At 66.1% G+C, this 19,100-nt stretch carries 23 protein-coding genes; 15 read left to right on the top strand and 8 right to left on the bottom strand.

What is annotated here, in order from left to right:
* Positions 1 to 29 precede the first annotated feature (29 nt).
* On the bottom strand, positions 30 to 572 hold the full coding sequence (locus RAM80_RS29005) for a hypothetical protein (RefSeq protein ID WP_416423808.1): 543 nt from the start codon (positions 570 to 572) through the stop codon (positions 30 to 32).
* Between the two features lie 175 nt (positions 573 to 747).
* A complete protein-coding gene (locus RAM80_RS29000) occupies positions 748 to 1,620 on the bottom strand; it encodes a LysR substrate-binding domain-containing protein (protein WP_416423807.1) in 873 nt (290 codons plus the stop codon).
* Between the two features lie 127 nt (positions 1,621 to 1,747).
* Here RAM80_RS29000 and RAM80_RS28995 point away from each other — a divergent pair, with 127 nt between their 5' ends.
* Positions 1,748 to 2,359 carry a LysE family translocator gene (locus RAM80_RS28995; RefSeq protein WP_416423806.1) on the top strand — a complete coding sequence of 204 codons (612 nt, stop codon included), beginning with the start codon at positions 1,748 to 1,750 and terminating at the stop codon, positions 2,357 to 2,359.
* A gap of 32 nt (positions 2,360 to 2,391) precedes the next feature.
* Here the strand turns inward: RAM80_RS28995 and RAM80_RS28990 are convergent, their stop codons facing one another.
* Positions 2,392 to 2,709 carry a TM2 domain-containing protein gene (locus tag RAM80_RS28990; RefSeq protein WP_416423805.1) on the bottom strand — a complete coding sequence of 106 codons (318 nt, stop codon included), beginning with the start codon at positions 2,707 to 2,709 and terminating at the stop codon, positions 2,392 to 2,394.
* Between the two features lie 221 nt (positions 2,710 to 2,930).
* On the opposite strand from RAM80_RS28990, the gene RAM80_RS28985 reads away from it, so the two are divergent.
* From RAM80_RS28985 to RAM80_RS28970, 4 genes are all read left to right on the top strand, one after another.
* Positions 2,931 to 3,383, top strand: coding sequence for a thiol-disulfide oxidoreductase DCC family protein (locus tag RAM80_RS28985; protein WP_416423804.1), 453 nt, complete (start codon positions 2,931 to 2,933; stop codon positions 3,381 to 3,383).
* Positions 3,380 to 3,751, top strand: a complete 372-nt coding sequence (locus tag RAM80_RS28980) for a DoxX-like family protein (protein WP_416423803.1) — start codon at positions 3,380 to 3,382, stop codon at positions 3,749 to 3,751. Before RAM80_RS28985 ends, RAM80_RS28980 begins: the two co-directional genes overlap by 4 nt.
* A gap of 149 nt (positions 3,752 to 3,900) precedes the next feature.
* Positions 3,901 to 4,719 carry a hypothetical protein gene (locus RAM80_RS28975; RefSeq protein WP_416423802.1) on the top strand — a complete coding sequence of 273 codons (819 nt, stop codon included), beginning with the start codon at positions 3,901 to 3,903 and terminating at the stop codon, positions 4,717 to 4,719.
* 276 nt (positions 4,720 to 4,995) lie between these two features.
* On the top strand, positions 4,996 to 5,940 hold the full coding sequence (locus RAM80_RS28970; RefSeq protein WP_416423801.1) for an IS110 family transposase: 945 nt from the start codon (positions 4,996 to 4,998) through the stop codon (positions 5,938 to 5,940).
* A gap of 204 nt (positions 5,941 to 6,144) precedes the next feature.
* Here the strand turns inward: RAM80_RS28970 and dapF are convergent, their stop codons facing one another.
* Positions 6,145 to 6,972: a diaminopimelate epimerase gene (gene dapF / locus RAM80_RS28965; RefSeq protein ID WP_416423800.1), complete on the bottom strand. Its 828-nt coding sequence runs from the start codon at positions 6,970 to 6,972 to the stop codon at positions 6,145 to 6,147.
* Positions 6,969 to 7,598, bottom strand: coding sequence for a glutathione transferase GstA (gene gstA, locus RAM80_RS28960; protein WP_416423799.1), 630 nt, complete (start codon positions 7,596 to 7,598; stop codon positions 6,969 to 6,971). Before gstA ends, dapF begins: the two co-directional genes overlap by 4 nt.
* 137 nt (positions 7,599 to 7,735) lie before the next feature.
* Between gstA and RAM80_RS28955 the strand changes: the two genes are divergently transcribed.
* Positions 7,736 to 8,050 carry a winged helix-turn-helix transcriptional regulator gene (locus tag RAM80_RS28955; RefSeq protein ID WP_416423798.1) on the top strand — a complete coding sequence of 105 codons (315 nt, stop codon included), beginning with the start codon at positions 7,736 to 7,738 and terminating at the stop codon, positions 8,048 to 8,050.
* 33 nt (positions 8,051 to 8,083) lie between these two features.
* Here RAM80_RS28955 and RAM80_RS28950 read toward each other — a convergent pair whose 3' ends face one another.
* The gene (locus RAM80_RS28950) at positions 8,084 to 8,992 is read right to left on the bottom strand and encodes a LysR family transcriptional regulator (RefSeq protein WP_416423797.1); all 909 of its coding nucleotides are present in this window, start codon (positions 8,990 to 8,992) and stop codon (positions 8,084 to 8,086) included.
* A 173-nt stretch (positions 8,993 to 9,165) separates the two neighbouring features.
* Between RAM80_RS28950 and RAM80_RS28945 the strand changes: the two genes are divergently transcribed.
* Together RAM80_RS28945 and RAM80_RS28940 are read left to right on the top strand one after the other, a co-directional pair.
* On the top strand, positions 9,166 to 9,594 hold the full coding sequence (locus RAM80_RS28945) for a DoxX family protein (protein ID WP_416423796.1): 429 nt from the start codon (positions 9,166 to 9,168) through the stop codon (positions 9,592 to 9,594).
* Complete coding sequence (locus RAM80_RS28940) at positions 9,591 to 10,457, top strand: pirin family protein (protein WP_416423795.1); 867 nt, start codon at positions 9,591 to 9,593, stop codon at positions 10,455 to 10,457. Before RAM80_RS28945 ends, RAM80_RS28940 begins: the two co-directional genes overlap by 4 nt.
* Positions 10,458 to 10,576: 119 nt before the next feature.
* Here RAM80_RS28940 and RAM80_RS28935 read toward each other — a convergent pair whose 3' ends face one another.
* Both RAM80_RS28935 and yjdN read right to left on the bottom strand, forming a co-directional pair.
* Positions 10,577 to 11,035 carry a GNAT family N-acetyltransferase gene (locus tag RAM80_RS28935; protein WP_416423794.1) on the bottom strand — a complete coding sequence of 153 codons (459 nt, stop codon included), beginning with the start codon at positions 11,033 to 11,035 and terminating at the stop codon, positions 10,577 to 10,579.
* A 111-nt stretch (positions 11,036 to 11,146) separates the two neighbouring features.
* Complete coding sequence (gene yjdN / locus RAM80_RS28930) at positions 11,147 to 11,575, bottom strand: VOC family metalloprotein YjdN (RefSeq protein ID WP_416423793.1); 429 nt, start codon at positions 11,573 to 11,575, stop codon at positions 11,147 to 11,149.
* 169 nt (positions 11,576 to 11,744) lie between these two features.
* Between yjdN and RAM80_RS28925 the strand changes: the two genes are divergently transcribed.
* The 7 genes from RAM80_RS28925 (at position 11,745) to RAM80_RS28895 (ending at position 19,064) form a co-directional block, all read left to right on the top strand.
* Entirely contained in the window at positions 11,745 to 12,581 is an 837-nt protein-coding gene (locus RAM80_RS28925) for an aldo/keto reductase (protein ID WP_416423792.1), read from the top strand.
* A gap of 41 nt (positions 12,582 to 12,622) precedes the next feature.
* Positions 12,623 to 13,291 carry a class I SAM-dependent methyltransferase gene (locus RAM80_RS28920; protein ID WP_416423791.1) on the top strand — a complete coding sequence of 223 codons (669 nt, stop codon included), beginning with the start codon at positions 12,623 to 12,625 and terminating at the stop codon, positions 13,289 to 13,291.
* Positions 13,292 to 13,461: 170 nt separating this feature from the next.
* Complete coding sequence (locus tag RAM80_RS28915) at positions 13,462 to 13,971, top strand: sigma-70 family RNA polymerase sigma factor (RefSeq protein ID WP_416423790.1); 510 nt, start codon at positions 13,462 to 13,464, stop codon at positions 13,969 to 13,971.
* 3 nt (positions 13,972 to 13,974) lie between these two features.
* The gene (locus tag RAM80_RS28910; protein WP_416423789.1) at positions 13,975 to 14,925 is read left to right on the top strand and encodes a FecR domain-containing protein; all 951 of its coding nucleotides are present in this window, start codon (positions 13,975 to 13,977) and stop codon (positions 14,923 to 14,925) included.
* A 103-nt stretch (positions 14,926 to 15,028) separates the two neighbouring features.
* Complete coding sequence (locus RAM80_RS28905) at positions 15,029 to 17,458, top strand: TonB-dependent siderophore receptor (protein WP_416423788.1); 2,430 nt, start codon at positions 15,029 to 15,031, stop codon at positions 17,456 to 17,458.
* A gap of 137 nt (positions 17,459 to 17,595) precedes the next feature.
* Entirely contained in the window at positions 17,596 to 18,111 is a 516-nt protein-coding gene (locus tag RAM80_RS28900; protein WP_416423787.1) for a sigma-70 family RNA polymerase sigma factor, read from the top strand.
* Complete coding sequence (locus tag RAM80_RS28895) at positions 18,108 to 19,064, top strand: FecR domain-containing protein (RefSeq protein WP_416423786.1); 957 nt, start codon at positions 18,108 to 18,110, stop codon at positions 19,062 to 19,064. Before RAM80_RS28900 ends, RAM80_RS28895 begins: the two co-directional genes overlap by 4 nt.
* Positions 19,065 to 19,100: the final 36 nt, after the last annotated feature.

Genomic DNA, 19,100 nt, shown 5'->3' with positions numbered 1-19,100 from the left:
GATCCGGCATGGCTGGGGCAGGCCAAGCCCTACCGACGATAAACTACCAATTCCCCGGACGTAGCAATCACCAAGCTCTTCCCCGACCAGGAAAACCCAAACGCCCTCAACTCACGCTCGACCGCCAACTTATGAAAAGCGCAGGGCTGTTTATAACGTTCGCCGTACAGCCACGACCCCGGTTCCACCAGCAACAGGTGATGTTCCGGCCAACTCAACGTTACGGTCTCAACACACCATCCATCCGGTGACGCAACGGGCAGCCCGCCCCCGCTGATCCCTGACGTCCGTATATTCATGCCGGCCAGCGGGCCTATTCCTTCGCACTCCAGGTAGGCATCGGTCAGTACATCGTCGGCATAATCCCGCGCGATTTTCGCTCCCGTAAGGCAATCGAATACGCCACGCCCTGAACTCGACACCACCAAAAGCAGCTCTGAATCGCGGTGAAAGCCGATGTCAAACAACCCGGCTACGCAATACCTGGCAATCTCTATCCACGGATGCGGAGGCGCGGTTATTTTGCGGTCGTGGATCGCAGCGCGCAGTGGCGCTAGATGGTCAGTGGTCATTTGGGGCTGCATCAATTCCGATAGTTCGCCAACGATACCATGGGCTGCCGTGTGCTCCTCCAGATCAGCTGCAGCCTTCGGCAGCGGCTACACCAGGACTCCGTAGCAGCGGCCGCAAGGCCGCGTCCAGGCCCTGCGGTTTTGCGGGGCCGCCGGACGCAGCCTTCGGCAGCTGCTACGGGGGTTTTATGGCGGCCATTTGTGCGCGAATCCATTGCAGGAACACCCATTCCTTCCTGCCCTCCTCGAACCCCCGCGGCGCCAGCAGGCAATACTTCGACCCATCGCGCCGAAACCCGAACGGCGCCATCAACTGCCCCGACGCCAGCTCATCCTGCACCATCAGGAATGACGACAACCCCACCCCCAACCCCGCCGCAGCCGCCTGGATGCACAGGTAGAAATGCTCATATTCCACCCGCGTGGAACCCAGCGCCGCCACTTCCGCCAACCGCAGCCAATGCTCCCACGCCAACGGCCGGGTCTTGCTGCGCAACAGGCGCATCCCGTCCAGCTGCTGGCCTTCGGGCCATAGCGCTGGCGTGCACACCGGGCCTATCCATTCTTCGCAGATGGTTTCGCTGTACAGCGCCTCCCCCCAGTAGAAGTCGTCCCGCCGCACCGCCACGTCGGCGCCGGTGCGGGCGAAGTCGATGGGGCCGCCGGCGGTCAGCAGTTGCACTTGCAGGTGCGGGTGGGCGGCGTGGAAGTCCGGCAGGCGCGGGATCAGCCATTTCATGGCGATGGTCGGTTCGCAGGACACCACCAGCACGTCTTCGCGCGCGTCGCGGCGCAGGGTGTCGACGGCGCCTTCGAGCTGTTCGAAAAACGGCCCGGTGACGTTGTACAGCAGCCGGCCGGCGTCGTTGAGGAAGATGGCGCGGTTGCGGCGGTCGAACAGTTCGACGCCGATGCCCTCTTCCAGCAGCCGCACCTGGCGGCTGACGGCGCCGTGGGTGACGTGCAGCAGGCGCGCGGCCTGGACGAAGCTCTGGGTTTGCGCGGCGACGGTGAAGAAGTGCAACGCGGTGAGGGCTGGCAGCTTCATATAGACGATGATTTCTCACAGATTCGCTGCACTATAAATCGTTTTTATTCCCCATCGCAAAGCGCCACTCTGCGCGGCATGGCGCAGGGTACCTGTGCGAAAACGTCGTGCAAAATGGGGAGCAGGTATGAATGAGTTGTTGGCCGTAGCGGCGATCACGATGCTGGCGGTGATCAGCCCAGGGCCGGACTTTGCGATGGTCACCCGCAACAGCTACGCCTACGGGCGTCGCAGCGGGCTGATGGCGGCGTTGGGCATCGCCTGCGGGGTGCAGGTGCATGTGTTGTATACCGTGTTGGGCATTGCGCTGGTCATCACCCACTCGCCGATGGTGTTCATGGCGATGAAGCTGCTCGGGGCGGGTTACCTGATCTACCTGGGGTGGAAGTCGCTGAGCAGCACCTCGGCCTTGGAGGTGGGCGTGGCCAGCGGTCCGCGCCCTTCTGCTGGCAAGGCGTTCGGGATGGGGTTCCTGACCAACGCGCTGAACCCGAAGACGATGCTGTTCGTGGTGGCCACTTACAGCCAGGTGGTGCAGGTCAGCAACGGTTTGGCGACTGATTTGGGCTATGGGCTGTTCATGTCGCTGGCGCATTGGGGGTGGTTCAGCGTTGTGGCGGTGTTCTTTTCGGCAGAGGCGCTGCGCGGGCGTTTGCTGGCCAGGCAACGGGTGCTGGACAGGGTGGTTGGTGCGGCGTTGATTGGGTTGGGGGTGGGTTTGGCGCTGGCTGGGTTGTAGCCGCGGCTGTCAGGCGGCGGCTACAGGGCGCATCACGCTTGACTCTGTTGAATCAACGCTACTTCAAGACGTGCCTCGCGGCGCGCTTTTTCCGCGTGCTCCTGGATGATGCCCGGGATCAGGAACGCATCCACCAATAACCAGAGGCCGGTAATGATGAGCGGGAAGATGGTGAAACAACCGATAACGGTGATGATCAATTGAGCCACGGCAGTGCCCGTTTTACCCAGGTAAAAACGGTGTGCGCCGAAGCCGCCCACGAAAAACCACAACAGGTAGGCAACGCCAGTGGACTTCTTGGCGTTTGCCACTTTCTGTTCAATAAGCATTTCGGCTTGCAGGGATGACATTCAGGTTTCCTTTCCCAATCGGGATTCCATGTGTCGAACTGACACGATCTTGGACAAAGCAAAACGATATCATTTTGCAATCAAGAAAGCATGTGCCTGGATCTGTAGAGACGTCCACGGTCCCGTAGCAGCGGCCACCAAGCCGCGTCCCAGGCGCCGCAGTGCAATGAGCGCATAGCGCGTTACACTGTTCCCCACAGCCCCACCCACGAGCCCCACCCATGCCCACCTCCCTGAACCGCCCCACCCCCGCCCCGCTGCTGGCTCCCGGTGAAACCGTGGTGCTGTTCGACGGGGTGTGCAAGCTGTGCAACGGCTGGGCGAAGTTCCTGATTCGCCATGACCGCAGCCAGCGGGTGCGCCTGGCCACGGTGCAGTCGCCCGAGGGGCAGGCGTTGCTGGCGTGGGCCGGCCTGCCGGTGGATGCGTTCGACACCATGGCGGTCATCCGCGATCACCATTACTGGGTGCGCTCGGAGGCGTTTTTCGAGGTGGTGGCGCTGCTGCCCACGCCCTGGCCGGCGTTGCGGGCGCTGCGCGTTTGCCCATTGTGGTTGCGCGACTGGGCCTACGACCGCATCGCGCTCAACCGCTACCGGCTGTTCGGCAAATATGACGTGTGCCTGATGCCCACGCCGGACCATCAGCGGCGCTTTCTCAAGGCGCCGGCATGAACCGCCTGCGCCAGGCACATTGGCTGGGGCGTGGCGGCCTGGCGTTCATGTTTGCCTACCATGGGCTGGTGCCCAAGCTGATCATGACCGCCCCTGGGGAGCGCACGTTGCTGCAGGCCCATGGCCTCGGGGATGCGCTGTGGTTTTCCCAGGCGGCCGGGGTGGCCGAGCTGGCGCTGGCGGCGTTGTTGCTGTTCACGCCGGGGCGCAGTTGGCCGTTGCTGGTGGCGGGCGTGGCGTTGTTGGCGCTATTGGTGGATGTGGCGCTGGTGCAGCCATCGATGCTGGCGGATGCGTTCAACCCGGTGACCTTGAACGTGGCCGGCATGGCGCTGGCCGCAATCGCCTGGGTAACCCGGACTCCGTAGCAGCGGCCGCCAGGCCGCGTCCCAGGCGCCGCGGTGAACGTGGTGGGCTTCGGGACGCCGCCTGCGGCAGCTGCTACGGGGGGTGTTAATTCATCTTCCGGGGGGAGCTGCCGGCCTATGATGGGGGCTTTGCGGAAAGGGAGTTCCCCATGAAGTTGTCACGCCTTGCCTGCAGGGTCGCGTTCACGCTGTTGGCAACGAACATCGTCAACGTCTGCTTCGCCGCCACAGCGCTTACGCAGCCCAATCCACCGGCGGCGTCGATCTACGAGGCCATCGACCGCTACTCGACCATCGAAGACGCCACCAAGCGCACCGCCGTGGTGGCGGCGATGATCGCTCCGATGGTCCGCCAACTCGAAACCAACCCAACGTTAGGCCACCCGTTGAATAACGCGTCCGCGCTCGAGCTCGCCAGTTCGGACGCCGCGTTCGCCCGGTTTCTGGACGTCGCCTCGCTCGGCGCCACCTTCACCCCGCCCAATGCGCCCCTGACCTTGCCGTGCGCAGCGCTGGTGCGCCGCCCTGGGCTGATGGCGGCGCTGGGCTCGGTCTACGGCGGGGCCATTGACAGCCAGTTGGTTACTACGGACTGCGAAGCCACCCTGCCTGCCCTGCCCGCCCTGGATGCGTTGGCGCACGCCGCAGAGCAGGCGCAGCCCGATTGCCCGGGGACGGTACGGTTCTCCCTGTATCGTGAATACGCCAGGACGCGGCTGGCCGTGCGGTTGCACGACATGGCGCTGTGGCGGGCGGTCAGTGACGTGCCCGAGGCATCAATGCAGTACCCAGTGGACGAGCCGCACTTTATCGCCGATCACCAGGCGTTGATGCGGCAAGCAGCCGCTGAGCTGGCGGCCTACTACACAAGCCAGTTCGCCGTGCCCGCCGGCGCAGCGCAAGAGCAGGCCCAACGGGCTGTTCACCTGACCGTCAGCGGCGCTTACAACCTGTGCATCATGGGCTAGCCGCAGCGCTGCGCCACACTGCTGGGCTTCAGGATAGTGAGGGGCGGGACGCCGCCTGCGGCAGCTTGTGTCTAGAGAAGGGAATAGAATCTGAGGTGAGAGCGGTGAATGGCAGGTTGTTCGGCAGCAGTGTTGATAAGCACGTGTAGCAGCAGAACCGCCATTCACCTCTCCGCTCTGGCTACAAGCCCGAACAGTTGAACGAGCCGACCTCGAACATCACAAGCATGGGCATCACCAGAGTGCTCTCATCCTTGAGTGTAAGAGGTGTTCCCCATGATTTCCTGGCTCGGTATCGACGTCGCTAAATCCTCCCTCGCAGTTTGGCTTCGCCCCCAAGACATCAGCTTCAATGTCCCCAATAACTCAACAGGTTATGCCCATCTGATCGAAAAGCTGAGCGGTTGCGACGTGCAGAAGGTCCTGCTTGAGGCGACCGGCGGCTACGAGCGGGGGGTGATGGCGGCCCTTCGCCTGGCTGGCTTTACCGTCGTGCGCGTAAACCCCCGCCGTGCCCGGGCGTTTGCCGAGGCGATCGGTAAGCAAGCCAAGACAGACCCCATCGATGCCCAGGTCCTGGCGCAGTTTGCCGAAACTTTGAAGGCGGCCAAACCCCAGCAGGATTCGGCGCCGACCCAGTTTTTACGGGAGCTGGTACAGCAGCGCGAGCGCTTCGTACAGCAACGCGACGACGACAGACGCCGTCTGAAACAGGCCCAGTCCCCCAGGATAATCGAGCTGCTGGAAGGCCATATCGCCTTCCTGAAAGCACAGATCCTGGAGCTGGAAAAGGCCATCGAGCAAACGATGCAGGCACTTGATGCGCCCAAGGTGGCGCAACTGACGTCAGTCAAAGGTCTCGGCACGATCACCGCGGCCAGCCTGATGGCTTACCTGCCAGAACTGGGCGAGTTGGACCGGCACCAGATAGCGGGGCTGGCGGGCCTGGCCCCCTATAACAACGACAGTGGCAACTTCCAGGGCAAGCGCAAGATCTGCGGCGGGCGCAGTGCGGTGCGGCGAGTGCTGTACATGTCGTGCTGGACGGTCATCCGCTACGACGCCTCGTTCAAGGCGCGTTACGAGGGGCTGCGCGATAAAGGCAAGAGTGCAAAAGTGGCGCTGGTAGCGTGCATGCGCGTGCTGCTGGTCCGGCTTAACGCCATGCTGCGCGACGGCACAGCATGGCGGACGTCATTAACTGGGCAAGACAGTGGCTAGGCGAATCTGTAGCAGCGGCCGCAGGCCGCGTCCTGGAGCAACGCAGGACCGCCGCCGGACGCAGCCTTCGGCAGCTGCTACGCGAATGCGGATACCCCATAGACCGCGTCGCCTGCATCGCGGCCAAGGCCGGCTCCTACCACGAATAGTGTAGGAGCCGACTTTAGTCGCGATGCAGACGACGCCATTTCAAGACAGTTGCTGCTACGGGGGGAGAAAAGCGTCTGCCAGGCGCCCCGAGTACAGCCTTGCCACCGGCCCGGTCAACATCACCGGCCCTACCCCATCCCACTGCACGGTCGTGCTGCCGCCATCGCATTCAACCCGTACCTCGCTGTCCAGCAGCCCCCGGCGCATGCCGTTCACCGCCGCGCCGCAGGCGCAGGAGCCCGACCCCAGCGCCACGCCACCGCCGCGCTCCCAGATGCGCAGGCGGATGTGCTGGCGGTTGATGACCTGGACGAAATGCACGTTGGTTCTGGCGGGGAACAGCGCATGGTGTTCCAGCGCGGGGCCCAGGGCGGCCACGTCCACGGTGGCCAGGTCGTCCACGAAGTAGGTGCAATGCGGGTTGCCCATGCTGACCGCGGCAGGGCTGCCGGCGATGGGCAGCTCACGGGTGTCCATTTCCCTTGCCAGGGGGATGTCCGCCCAGCCAAGCGAAGGCTGGCCCATGCTCACGGAAATATCGCCGGAGGCGGTGCGCGTGCACGTCAAGAGTCCGCGCCCCGTACGCACCACCACGGCGGCGGTATTGCCCTCACGCATCAGAAAATCGGCGGCGCCGCGGGTGGCGCTGCCACAGGTGGCCAGGGGTGAGCCGTCGGCGTTCCAGAACACCAACTGCGCCTCGGCGTGCTCGCAGGGGAGCATCACGGCAAGCTGGTTGAAGCCGATGCCGCGGTTTCTGTCACCCAACCGTCGCGCCAGCTGCTCGGTGATGGCGACGGGCACGCGCCGGGCGTCGACAATGACGAAGTCGTCGCCGTTGGCGTGCATCTTGTGGAATTCCAGGAACGAGGTCGTGGTCATGCAAGCCCTTCTTCACGCAACGCTGTTAAAACCGCAGGCCGTGCCTTGACCCGTTCATGCCAGGCGCGAAGGTTGTGCAGGTGGTCAAAGTGGATGTCGGCCTTGTAGTAACTAGTCAACCAGCCGGCCTGCCCCCAGCCTGTCAGTGCAAACAGGTAGGCGTCCGCCACCCTGAAGGCGTCCCCCATAAGGTACGGCTTTTCGGCCAGTTGAGCATCGATCCAGTGGAAGCGTTGCTCAAGCTTGGGTTTGGCGGTGGCCACGTATGAACCGGCCAGGGTGGCGTAAAGCAACGGGATAAAGCCCTTGTGCACCTCGGACGACAGAAAGTTCAACCACTCCTGTAGCCGGTACCGCGCCAGGCTGCCTGCGGGGGGCACCAGCTGGCACTCCGGTTTCAGGTCGGCGAGGTATTGCACAATCGCCGGCCCTTCGCGCAGCAAGGTGCCGTCTTCCAGTTCAAGGGCGGGCACGTAGGCCAGGGGGTTGACCGCGAGATAATCGGCGCCCGAATCGGTGCGGTGCTTCTTGTGGTCGACCTTGATCAAGGCCGCTTGCAGGCCCAGTTCATTCAGCACGATATGAGGGGCTAGCGAGCAGGACGCGGGGATGTAGTACAGCTTCATGGGCGAGCTCCAGAACATGGGGAAACGGCACAGTGGCGGCTTCGGGCCATTCTAGAGCGCGGGTATAAAATAAGAAGAAGGCAGTAATTTGTAGTATAGGTACAAAATGTATACCTGTTTGCCCGGGGCTTGAGCTGATGAAACACAACATATCCGGTTGTTCGGTGGAAGAAGCAATGCGCTTGCTGGGCGGGCGATGGCGCTTGTTGATTGCCTCATACCTGTTGGAGGGCCCCAAGCGTTTCAACGCCCTGAGGCGTGATATGCCGGCCATATCCCAGCGCATGCTGACGCTTGATCTGCGGGCGCTGGAAGAAGCGGGGTTGCTCAAGCGCACGGTGTTTCCTACCGTGCCGGTAACCGTTGAATACGAACTGACGGAGGACGGCAGGCGGCTGGCGCCGGTCGTGGAGGTGATGCGCGAGTTTGGGCTGTGGGTTAAAAGCCGCTGATGCAGAGGCCCGGACGCCGCCTGGCGGCAGCTGCTACGCCTGCCCGCCTGCCTGGTGCACAAACCGCTCGATCAACCACCTCGCCGCCGGCCCCGGCGGCTGATCGGTGCGGTAGATGACATCGAAGGCATAATGCCCACTCGCGTACTCGGCTATGTCCAGGTGCACCAGCCGGCCACTCGCCAGGTCCTCCGCTACCATCGGCGCCGGCATGTTCCCCCAGCCAATGCCCTCGCGCAGCAGCATGTGTTTGGCACCCAGGTCGGCGAGGCGCCAGGTGCGGTTGCCGAGCACGGCGAAGTCCTTGCCTTCGGTCAGGTGCGAGCGGTCGGACAGCACCAGTTGGGTGTGCGCCCGCACCGCGCCCGGCGGGTTGGCGCCGTTCATGGCCAGGGGGTGGTCGGGGGCGGCCACCGGGATCAGTTCGACGCTGCCGACGGCCATTTTCTCGATACCATCGATGGCGTTGCTCATCGGCCCGCTGACGCCGAGCGTGGCGCCACGGTTGATCACCCGGTCGGTGACCGCGCCCAGCGCCTCCATGTGCAGATGCAGGGCGACCGTGGGAAAGGTTTCACGAAAGGATTTCAACGCATCCACCACCCGCTCCGCCGGCAGCATCACGTCCAGCACCAGGCGAACTTCCGCTTCCAGGCCCTGGAGCAGCCCCTTTACCTTGGCCCGCAGGCCGTGGATGCCGTGGGTAATGCTGCGCGCTTCGGCCAACACCGTGCGGCCCGCCTCGGTGAGCTGCGGCTTGCGGGTGGTGTGGCGGTCGAACAGCAGCACGCCCAGCTGCAATTCCAGGTTGGCGATCGAGTAGCTGACCACCGAGGTGGCGCGGTGCAGCTTTCTGGCGGCCGCCGCGAAGCTGCCGACCTCGACCACGGTCATGAACACGCGCAGCTGGTCGAGTGTGGGGGTGCCGGGCTCGGTGATCATGACGGTGTCCTTGACGATGAAGACCGACAGTATCCGCCTGCCTGCCTCAGCTTGCCTATTTTTTCGAACGTAACGTACTAAATTAGCCGGCTATTCAGATGGTCGGGGCCGGCGCACCATTTCTTCACTGCGGCGGTTCATGGCGAATCCGCCCTCCCTGAAGGAAATACCCCATGACTGCAAACATTGCTCAAGCCGCTGCCACTCCAGGCAGCTCCGACGTGGCCCAGGCCTCGGTGTCGTTGATCGGCCGCGTGCTGCTCAGCACCATTTTCATCCTCTCCGGCTTTTCCAAGCTGGCCGCCCCGGCAATGATGGTGGGCTACATCAGCTCAGTAGGTTTGCCGCTGCCCCAGGTGGCGCTGGTGATAGCCATCCTGGTCGAAATTGGCGGCGGCATCGCCCTGATCGCCGGCTACCGCGCCCGCGCCGTCGCGGCCGTGCTGGCGGTGTTCAGCGTGGCGACGGCGTTGGCCTTCCATAACGCCCTGGGCGATCAGAACCAGTTCATCCACTTCTTCAAGAACATCGCCATGGCCGGCGGGTTGCTGCAGGTCGTGGCGTTCGGCGCCGGCCGCTTCAGCCTGGATGCACGTAAATGAAGCCGGTAGCGCCCCGCGCGATCGCCTACCGCACCACCGGCAGCGGCCACGGCGCCATCGTCCGGCTGATGAGCCCGGGCGACCTGGGCCAGTGGCTCAAGCCCTTCGTGTTCCTGGACCTGTTTGAAGGCGAGAGTGCGTTCATCAACGGCATGCCCATGCACCCGCACTCGGGTATTGCCACGGTCACGCTGATTACCGAAGGCAACCTGCGCTTCGACGACGCCGACTCGGGCCAGGGCTTCATCGACTACGGCGGCGTGGAATGGATGCGCGCCGGCGGCGGGGTGTGGCACGGCAAGGAAATGTCGGTGGGTACCTCGCCACGCATCCAGGGCTTTCAATTGTGGCTGGCCCTGCCGCCGGCGCTGGAAAACGCCAGCGTCGACAGCCAGTACCTGGAGTCCCGCGCCATGCCCGAGGCGGGCCCGGCACGGGTGATCCTTGGCGAGTACCAGGGGGTGCAAAGCCCGGTGCGCGCGCCCACCGGGGTGAACTACCTGCTGGTGACGCTGGGCGCCGGGCAGTCCTGGACCTACACGCCGCCGGCCGGCCATGAGTCGCTGTGGCTGAGTGTCAGCCGCGGCGCCCTGGCCGCGCCTGACCGGGTGCTGGGTGGCGAACTGGTGATCTTCGAGCCGGGCAGCGATGCAGTGACGCTAAGGGCTCTGGGCAAGGACGCGGTGTTCGTCATCGGCTCTGCCGCGCCGCATCCCTATGACCTGGCCCTGGGCGACTACTCCGTGCACACCAACCCCCAGGCCTTGCGCGCCGGCGAGGCGAACATCGCCGCCATCGGCCGCCGGCTGCGCGAGTACCTGAAGCAGACACCCGCCGCGAGCCCCATCCCGGTCTTCAAATAACCCCCCGTAGCAGCGGCCGCAGGCCGCGTCCCCAACCACCGCGTCCGAAGCCACCGCCTCCTCCCGCAGTGCTGCGCTGGGCCGGACTCAAGGGCCAGGACGCCGCCTGGCGGCAGCTGCTACGGGGCCGGCGCCAGCCCGGCCTTTTCAAGCACCCGCGCCGAGGCGCTGTTGGTGGCCAGGCAGGCGGTGGGCACGCGGTGCAATTCCAGCGTTTGAAAGGCAAACAGCATGAGGTGCCGGACCGCTTCGGTGGTGAAGCCCTGGTTGCGAAACGCCGCGCCGATCCAGTAGCCCAGGTGGCCGCTACGGTGGCGCCTGGAGGGGCGCAGGTTGATGACGCCCATCAGTTCGCCTGCGTGGGTGTGGATACCTGCCACGTAATCCTCGTCGCGTTCGGCACCCTGCCTGGAACGCTCGATGAAGGCGTGGGCCGCCTCTACCGTGTAGGGCGAGGGCATGTTCGCGGTGAAGGCGCGCACCCACGGGTCATCGGCCAACTCGGCCAGGCGGGCGGCCTGTGGTGCGCTCAAGGGTTTGAGCAGCAGCCGGGGCGTGCGCAGTGTTGGTAGGTCCATCAGTGGTGCTCCCTGCTCCTGGCGCATCGATGTCGACGTGATACGGGACATGATGCGCCATGACTGTGAACGATAGGTGGGCCCGGACGCAGCCTTCGGCAGCTGCTACGTTTACGCGGCCCCTGGCTTTTTCTCCACGTTCACCATCCACGGCACGCCAAAGCGGTCGGTCAACATACCGAAGCCCTGCGCCCAGAACGTCTCGCCCCAGGGCATGCGCACCGTGCCGCCCTGCCCCAGCCCGTCGAACCAGGCCTTGCCCTTGGCCAGGTCATCGGTGGCTACCGACAGCGCAAAGCCGCCGTGGGTTTTCTCGCCGGGGGTGGGGTCGTCGCTCATCATCAGTTGGGTGGTGCCGATCAGCAGGTTGGCGTGCATGATGCCGTCGGGCGGTGCGGCGGGGCAGTCGGCGCCGCTCGACGCTTGCGGCGCTTCGGCGAAGGTCATCTTGAATTGCACGGTGGCGCCCAGCACGGCGCAGTAGAAATCAATCGCTTGCTGGCACGTGCCAGGAAAAAACAGGTAGGGTTGCACGTTCATGACGCAGCTCCCAGGCAGTGGCGGCGCGAATGCACCGCCCCGTTCAACAGCATAACCCCTGTAGCAGCGCCCGCCAGGGCGCGTCATGGCCAAGGAGGCCTGCAACTTTTCCAGTGGCCGTCCCTCGAACCCAAAGACCCTTTCGTTAAAGCCCGAGCAGGAGACTGACATGCCAACCGCTCCACTGATCACCCTCAACGACGGCGCACAAATCCCCCAACTCGGCCTCGGCGTCTGGCAGCTGGATGACGACCAGGCCTACGCGTCGTCGAAGGCCGCGCTGGCCGCCGGCTATCGGCATATCGACACGGCGATGATCTACGGCAACGAAGCCGGCGTGGGCCGGGCCGTGGCCGAAAGCGAGGTGCCCCGCGAGCAGATCTTCGTCACCACCAAGCTGTGGAACGCCGACCAGGGCTTCGACCGCACCCTGCGCGCGTTCGACGCCAGCCTGGAGCGCCTGGGCCTGGAGACCCTGGACCTGTACCTGATCCACTGGGCCATCCCGAAGAAAGGTGCCTACCGCGACACCTGGAAAGCCTTCGTGCGCCTGCAGGAAGAAGGCCGGGTGCGCTCCATCGGCGTGTCCAACTTCAATGCCGAGCACCTCACCCACATCATCGATGACACCGGCGTGGTGCCGGCGGTGAACCAGATCGAGATCCACCCCGACTTCAACCAGGCCGAGCTGAGCCAGTGGTGCCGCGCCAAGGGCATCGTCACCGAGTCCTGGAGCCCGCTGGGCCAGGGCGGCGAGCTGCTGCAACTGCCGCTGTTCGCCGAGATCGCCCAGCGCCACGGCAAGACGGCCGCCCACGTGATCCTGCGCTGGCACCTGCAGCAGGGCCACGTGGTGATTCCGCGCTCGTCCAACGCCCAGCGCATTGCCGCCAACCTCGACGTGTTCGACTTCGAGCTCAGCCCGCAGGAACTGCAGGCCATCGCCCAGCTCAAGCAGACCGGACGCCTGGGGCCAGACCCGCTGACCATCGAGATGGGCCTCTGACAGCAGCGCCCAGCGCTACCCCTCACCCAAAGGAACCGGCCATGCCCACCCCCGAAGCCGCCCTGCTGCACAGCTGGCACCACAACGCCCAGGCCTGGACCCTGGCCGTGCGCGACGGCAGCATCGAAAGCCGCCGCCAGGTCACCGACCAGGCCATCCTGTTGGCGGTGCTGGGCCGCCAGCCGGCGCGCGTGCTGGACCTGGGCTGCGGCGAGGGCTGGCTGCTGCGCGCCCTGGCGCAGCGCGGCATCGAGGCGGTGGGCGTGGACGGCGACGCCACCCTGGTGGCAGCGGCGCAGGCGGCAGGTTCGGCGCCGGTGCACCTGGCCAGCTATGCGCAGCTGGCCGAGGCGGCGGTGGACGTGGGCAGCGGCTACGACCTGGTGTGCGCCAACTTCGCCCTGCTGCATCAGGACATCATCCCGCTGCTGGCGGCCATGGGCGCCCTGCTCGTGCCTGGCGGCGCCCTGGTGATCCAGACCCTGCACCCCTGGGCCGCGGCGGCGGGTGACTACCAGGATGGCTGGCGCGAAGAAACCTTCGCCGGGTTCCAGGGCCAGTGGCAGCCCATGCCCTGGTACTTCCGCACCCTGGCCAGCTGGGTGAACGCCCTGGACATGGCCGGCTTGCGCGTGGCCTCGATACAAGAACCGCAGCACCCGCAAAGCCCGATGCCGCAGTCCCTGCTGCTGACCGCCACCATCCCGTAGCAGCGGCCCAATGGCCGCGTCCCAACGCCGCGGCATACCTGACACGGCGTGGTTGCAGGACGCCGCCTGCGGCAGCTGCTACGTAGGGCGGCCCGATACATATTGCCAAATGCCCGTACACTGAAGAAAATGAGATTCATTTTCATATGAACTCGTCTCAGGTATGAGCCATGTCCTCTCTCGACCGCACGCAGCACCCGGCCATCCACACCCTCTACAGCGAGCACCACGGCTGGCTCTGCGGCTGGCTGCGCAAACGCCTGGGCTGTTTCGACCACGCGGCGGACCTGGCGCAAGACACCTTCATTCGCGTGCTGCTGCAACGCAAGGCGCCTGAGCTGCGCGAGCCGCGGGCGTACCTGAGCAGCATCGCCCGCAGCCTGATGGTCGATATGTTCCGCCGCCGGGCGCTGGAGCAGGCCTACCTGGAAACCCTGGCCGCACGCCCGCAAGCCGAGGACATTTCCCCGGAAACCCGGCTGCTGATCATCGAGACCCTGGTCGAAATCGACCGGTTGCTCGATGGCCTGGGCCCGCGCACCCGCGAGATTTTCCTCATGGCCCAGCTCGACGGCCTGAGCTACGTGCAGATCGGCCGCGAGCTGAAGGTCTCGGTGAACACCGTCAAGAAGCATGCGGCGCGGGCCCTGACCCACTGCCTGCTGGCGGCCGAGGACTGAGCCGTGGCCCTGGATCATGCGGTGCTTGAAGCGGCGGCACGCTGGTACGTGGAGCTGCGCTGCGACGACGCCAACGACGCCACCCGCGAGGCGCACCACCGCTGGCTTGCGGCCCACCCCGGCCACCGCCAGGCGTGGGAACGGCTGGCGCGCCTGCAGGAACGTCTTGAACGCGTAGGCCCGGGCGTGGCGCGCCCTGCCCTGGCCAGCGCGCGGCTCAAGCGCCGCGAAACCCTCAAGGTGCTGGCACTGCTGCTGGCGGGCAGCGGCAGCGCCGCCCTGTCCTGGCGCCTGACGCCGCTGCCGACGCTGATGGCCGACCAGCGCACCGCCACTGGCGAGCAGCGCACCCTGCAGCTGGACGACGGCAGCCAGGTGCAGCTCGACACCGCCACTGCGGTGAATATCCGCTACAGCCCCCAGCTGCGCGAGGTGCAGCTGCTGCGCGGGGAAATCCTGGTGCAGACCGCCCGCGACGCCCAGGCCCGGCCGTTCGTGGTACACACCCCGCAAGGCAGCGTCCGCGCCCTGGGCACGCGCTTCGTGGTACGCAGCGAAGGCGAGCGCACCCGCGTCTGCGTGCTGGAGCACGCCGTGCAGGTGCGCACCGCCACGCTGCTGCCGGCGGTGCGCGTGGAGGCCGGCCAGCAACTGCAGTTCGGCGCCGACCAGCTGGGCCCGGTGCAGCCGGGCAACCGCCAGGCCGACGCCTGGACCCGCGGCATGCTGGTGGCCAACGACTGGCGCCTGCAGGACCTGATCAGCGAACTGCAGCGCTACCGCAGCGGCTACCTGGGGTGCGCGCAGCAGGTCGCCCAGCTGCGTATTTCCGGGGCCTTCCACCTGGCCGACATCAACGCCGTGCTGGACAACCTCGCTGCCACCCTGCCCGTACGCATCCGCCATTTCACCCCGTACTGGGCCCGCGTGGAGCCGGCCGTCGACGCCGGATGAAAAAAATTCGCCGGGGGTGTTGTCGATTTCAATTCTCGTTCGACTTGGTAGCAGAGACGCAATAAGCGCCATCACCACTGCCACAGGGGCGAAGGGAACACACATGTCTGCACGCAAGCCAACTTTCAATCGACCGCACCTGCTCAAGCGCGCGGTGCGCCAGGGCCTCATGAGCATCACCCTGGCCACGCCGATGACGGCGCTGCTGGTGGCACCCAGCGCCTGGGCCCAGGCCACCGCGCAGCTGCGCTTCGATATTCCCGCCGGGGCGGTGAGCGCGGCCCTGGAGCAGTTCTCCAGCGCCACCGGCGTCAACATTTCCTACGACCCGCGCACCGCCCAGGGGCAACGCTCGCCCGGCCTGCACGGCACCTACGCGGTGGACGCCGGCCTGCGCCAGCTGCTGGCGGGCAGCACGCTGCAGCCGGTGCTGCTGGCCAACGGCAGTTACTCGCTGATCCCGGCGGTGGACGCCGCCGTGCAACTGACGCCCACCAGCATCTCCGGCAAGGCCATGGTCGGCAGCGCCGACCCGGGCCAGGGCTACGTGGCCACGCGCAGCAGCGCCGGCACCAAGACCGACACGCCGATCATCGAGATTCCCCAGTCGATCTCGGTCATCACCCGCCAGCAGATGCAAGCCCAGGGCGCGCAGACCGTCACCGATGCCCTGCGCTACGTGCCGGGGGTGAAGGTGGAAGCCTACGGCCTGGACCCCAAGGGCTTCGACTGGCTGTACATCCGTGGCTTCAACGGCCAGGCCACCAGTGACTACCTGAACGGCCTGCGCCAGCAGAACAACAGCTACGCGTTCTTCCGCAGCGAGCCCTACGCCTACGACCGTGTGGAAGTGGCGCGCGGCCCGGCGTCCAGCCTGTTCGGCCAGGGTGACGCCGGGGGCATCGTCAACCGCGTCAGCAAGCTGCCCGAAGCCGACCACGTCAACGAAGTGCAGTTGACCGGCGGCAACAACAACCGCCTGCAAGGCCAGTTCGACGTCGGCGGCGCCTTGAACGCCGACCAGAGCCTGCTGTACCGCGTGGTGGGCCTGGCCCGTGACGCCGACACCCAGGTGAAATACGCCGACGGCCACCAGGTGGAAGACGACCGCCTGTACATCGCGCCCTCCTTCACCTGGGCGCCGGACGCCGACACCAGCCTGACCGTGCTCACCGACTTCCTACGCGACCACAACGGCGGCTCGCTGTTTGCCTACAGCACCCCCAGCGGCCACACCACCAGCACGCTGATGGGCGACCACAGTTTCAACCACCTGGACCAGGACCAGTACACCCTGGGCTACGCGTTCCGCCACCGCTTCAACGACACCTGGGAGTTCCGCCAGAACGCCCGCTACGGCCAGGTGGACCTGATTTTCCAGAACCTGCTGCCCACCGCCGTCGACCTGGCCAGCGGCACCACCTCACGCATCGCCGACCGCTTCGACCAGCACATGGACACCTTCAACCTCGACAACCAGCTGCAGGCCGACTTCAGCACCGGCCCCCTGGTGCACAAGCTGCTGATGGGCGTTGACTACGCCTGGCAGGACGCCGACATCAGCCGCTGGCGCACCCTGGCGCCGACGCTGAACATCTACAACCCGCAATACGGCCAGAGCATCGCCCGCCCCAGCGCCGCCAACAGCATCAGCTCCATTGACTACGACCAGACCATCCAGCAGGTGGGCGGCTACCTGCAGGACCAGATCAGTTTCGACGACCACTGGATACTCACCGCCGGCGGCCGTTACGACTACGTGCGCAACGACCTCGACAACCACGTCGGCGCCTCCACCAACCAGAAGGACAACGCCTTCACCGGCCGCGTGGGCCTGACCTACCTCACCGATTTCGGCCTGGCGCCGTACGTCAGCTACGCCGAGTCGTTCAACCCCAACACCGGCACCAGCAGCACCGGCAGCGCCTTCGACCCGAGCATGGCGCACCAGTGGGAAGTGGGCGTGAAATACCAGCCCAGCGACGCCCTGCTGATGACCGTGGCCGCCTACGACCTGACCAAGACCAACGTGCTGACCAACCAGTTGGTGGGCGGCGTGACCACCGGCTACTCGGTGGCCTCCGGCGAACAGCAGTCGCGCGGCCTCGAGGCCGAGGTCAAGGCGCGCCTGGACCGCAACTGGGACCTGCTGGCGTCCTACACCTACACCCACGCCGAAATCAACAAAAGCAATAACGGCGACCAGGGCAACCGCCCGGCCAACGTCCCCAGGCACATGGCCTCGGCGTGGCTGAACTACAGCTTCCACGACACCCTGCTGGACGGCCTCAGCCTGGGCGGCGGCGTGCGTTACACCGGCGCCCTGTACGGTGACAACGCCAACACCTTCCACGTCGACAACTACACCCTGTTCGACGCCGGCGCCAGCTACCCGATCAACCCGCACCTGACCTTGTCGGTGAACGCCCAGAACCTGCTGAACACCGAGTACGTGGCCACCTGCGACGACACCTATGAGTGCTACCCGGGGCTGCGCCGCACCTTGCTGACCAGCGTCAAGTACAGCTGGTAGACCGTAGCGCCGCCGGACGCACGCCCCCCGTAGCAGCGGCCACGGGCCGCGTCCGGCAACACCGCGCTACTTCCCAATCGCCACATGACAGATGATAATGCGACTATTTATCAAATAGACCCCTCGCAGGATCCGCCATGCAGCGCTCCGACCACCCAGCCCTCGTCGAACAACTCTACCGCGACCACAGTGCCTGGCTGCGCGGCTGGCTGTACCAGCGCCTGAGCAACACCGCCGATGCCGCGGACCTGGCGCAGGACACCTTTGTGCGCGTGCTGCAACGGCGCCAGCTGCAACCGCTGGCGCAGCCCCGCGCCTACCTGCACACGGTGGCGCGGGGGCTGGTGATCGACCTGTGGCGGCGCCGGGACATCGAACGGGCGTGGCTGGAAACCCTGGCCGAGTTGCCACCCCAAGAGGCGCCGTCGCCGCAGACCGGCCTGCTGGTCATCGAGGCGCTGATGGCCATCGACCGCCTGCTCGACAGCCTGCGCCCCATCGTCCGCCAGGCGTTCCTGCTGGCCCAGCTGGACGGCTTGAAATGCCCCGCCATCGCCCGCGAGCTGGGCGTCTCGGTACCCAGCGTGGAGCGCTACATCGCCCAGGCGCTGCGCCAGTGCTACGCCGCCACCTTCGGCGGTGACCTGCCATGAACCGCACGCCCGGGCACATTCCGGCGGCAGTGCTCGACGCCGCCATCGACTGGTCGCTGAAGGTCACCTTCAACACCCCGGACGCCGCGGCGCGGCAGGCGTTCGAGCACTGGCTGGCGGCGGATGAACTGCACCGCAGCGCCTGGCAGCGCATCCAAGGCCTGCATGGCCAATTCGCCGCGCTGCCGGCCCAGGCCGCACGCGCCACCCTGAACAAACTGCCCGACACCCGCCTGCAGCGGCGCCAGCTGCTCAAGTTCGTGGTGCTGGCCGCAGGCGTGGGCGCCACGGGCTGGACCGCGGAGCGCCAGGCGCCCTGGCAGCGGCTGGTCGCCGACTACAGCACGCGCACCGGCGAGCACCGGCGCTGGACCTTGCCCGACGGCAGCGTGCTGGACCTGAACACCGACAGCGCTGCCAGCCTGGCCGTGAACGACGCGCACCGGCTGACCCTGCTGCGCGGTGAACTGGCCCTGGCCACGGCCCATGGCAACCCGCAGCCGTGGCGCCTGGAAACACCGGACTGCGAAGTGGCAGCCACTGACGCCCGCTTCGAAGCGCGGCTGATGGCCGACGGCACCTGCGTCACGGTCGCCCAGGGCCAGGTCAGGGTGACGGCCAGGGCCACCGGGACGCCCCTCACCCTGGCCGCCGGCGAACAATGGCTGGTGAGCAAGGCCGGCGCCCGGCCGCTGCCTGCCCCTGGCGCGGAACACGGCGCCTGGCGCGACGGCATGCTGATCGCCCGCAGCCTGCCGCTGTCCCAGGTGCTGGCCGAGCTGGGCCGCTATCGCGTCGGCTACCTGGGCTGGGACGCCACGCTTGCCAGCGCGCCGGTGAGCGGCAACTTCAGCACCGTGAACCGGGAGCAATCGGTGGCGCTGATCGCCCGCGCGTACGGCTGGCGGGTGCGCCAGGTCACCCGCTACTGGCTGCGGGTGAGCGCCGCTTGAAAAAAACCTGGCGCAGGTTGATGGGGTTTGGCGACT

Source organism: Pseudomonas sp. App30 (genome assembly GCF_047947025.1).
Classification (GTDB): domain Bacteria; phylum Pseudomonadota; class Gammaproteobacteria; order Pseudomonadales; family Pseudomonadaceae; genus Aquipseudomonas.
This window is presented reverse-complemented; position numbering and strand designations above follow the sequence as displayed.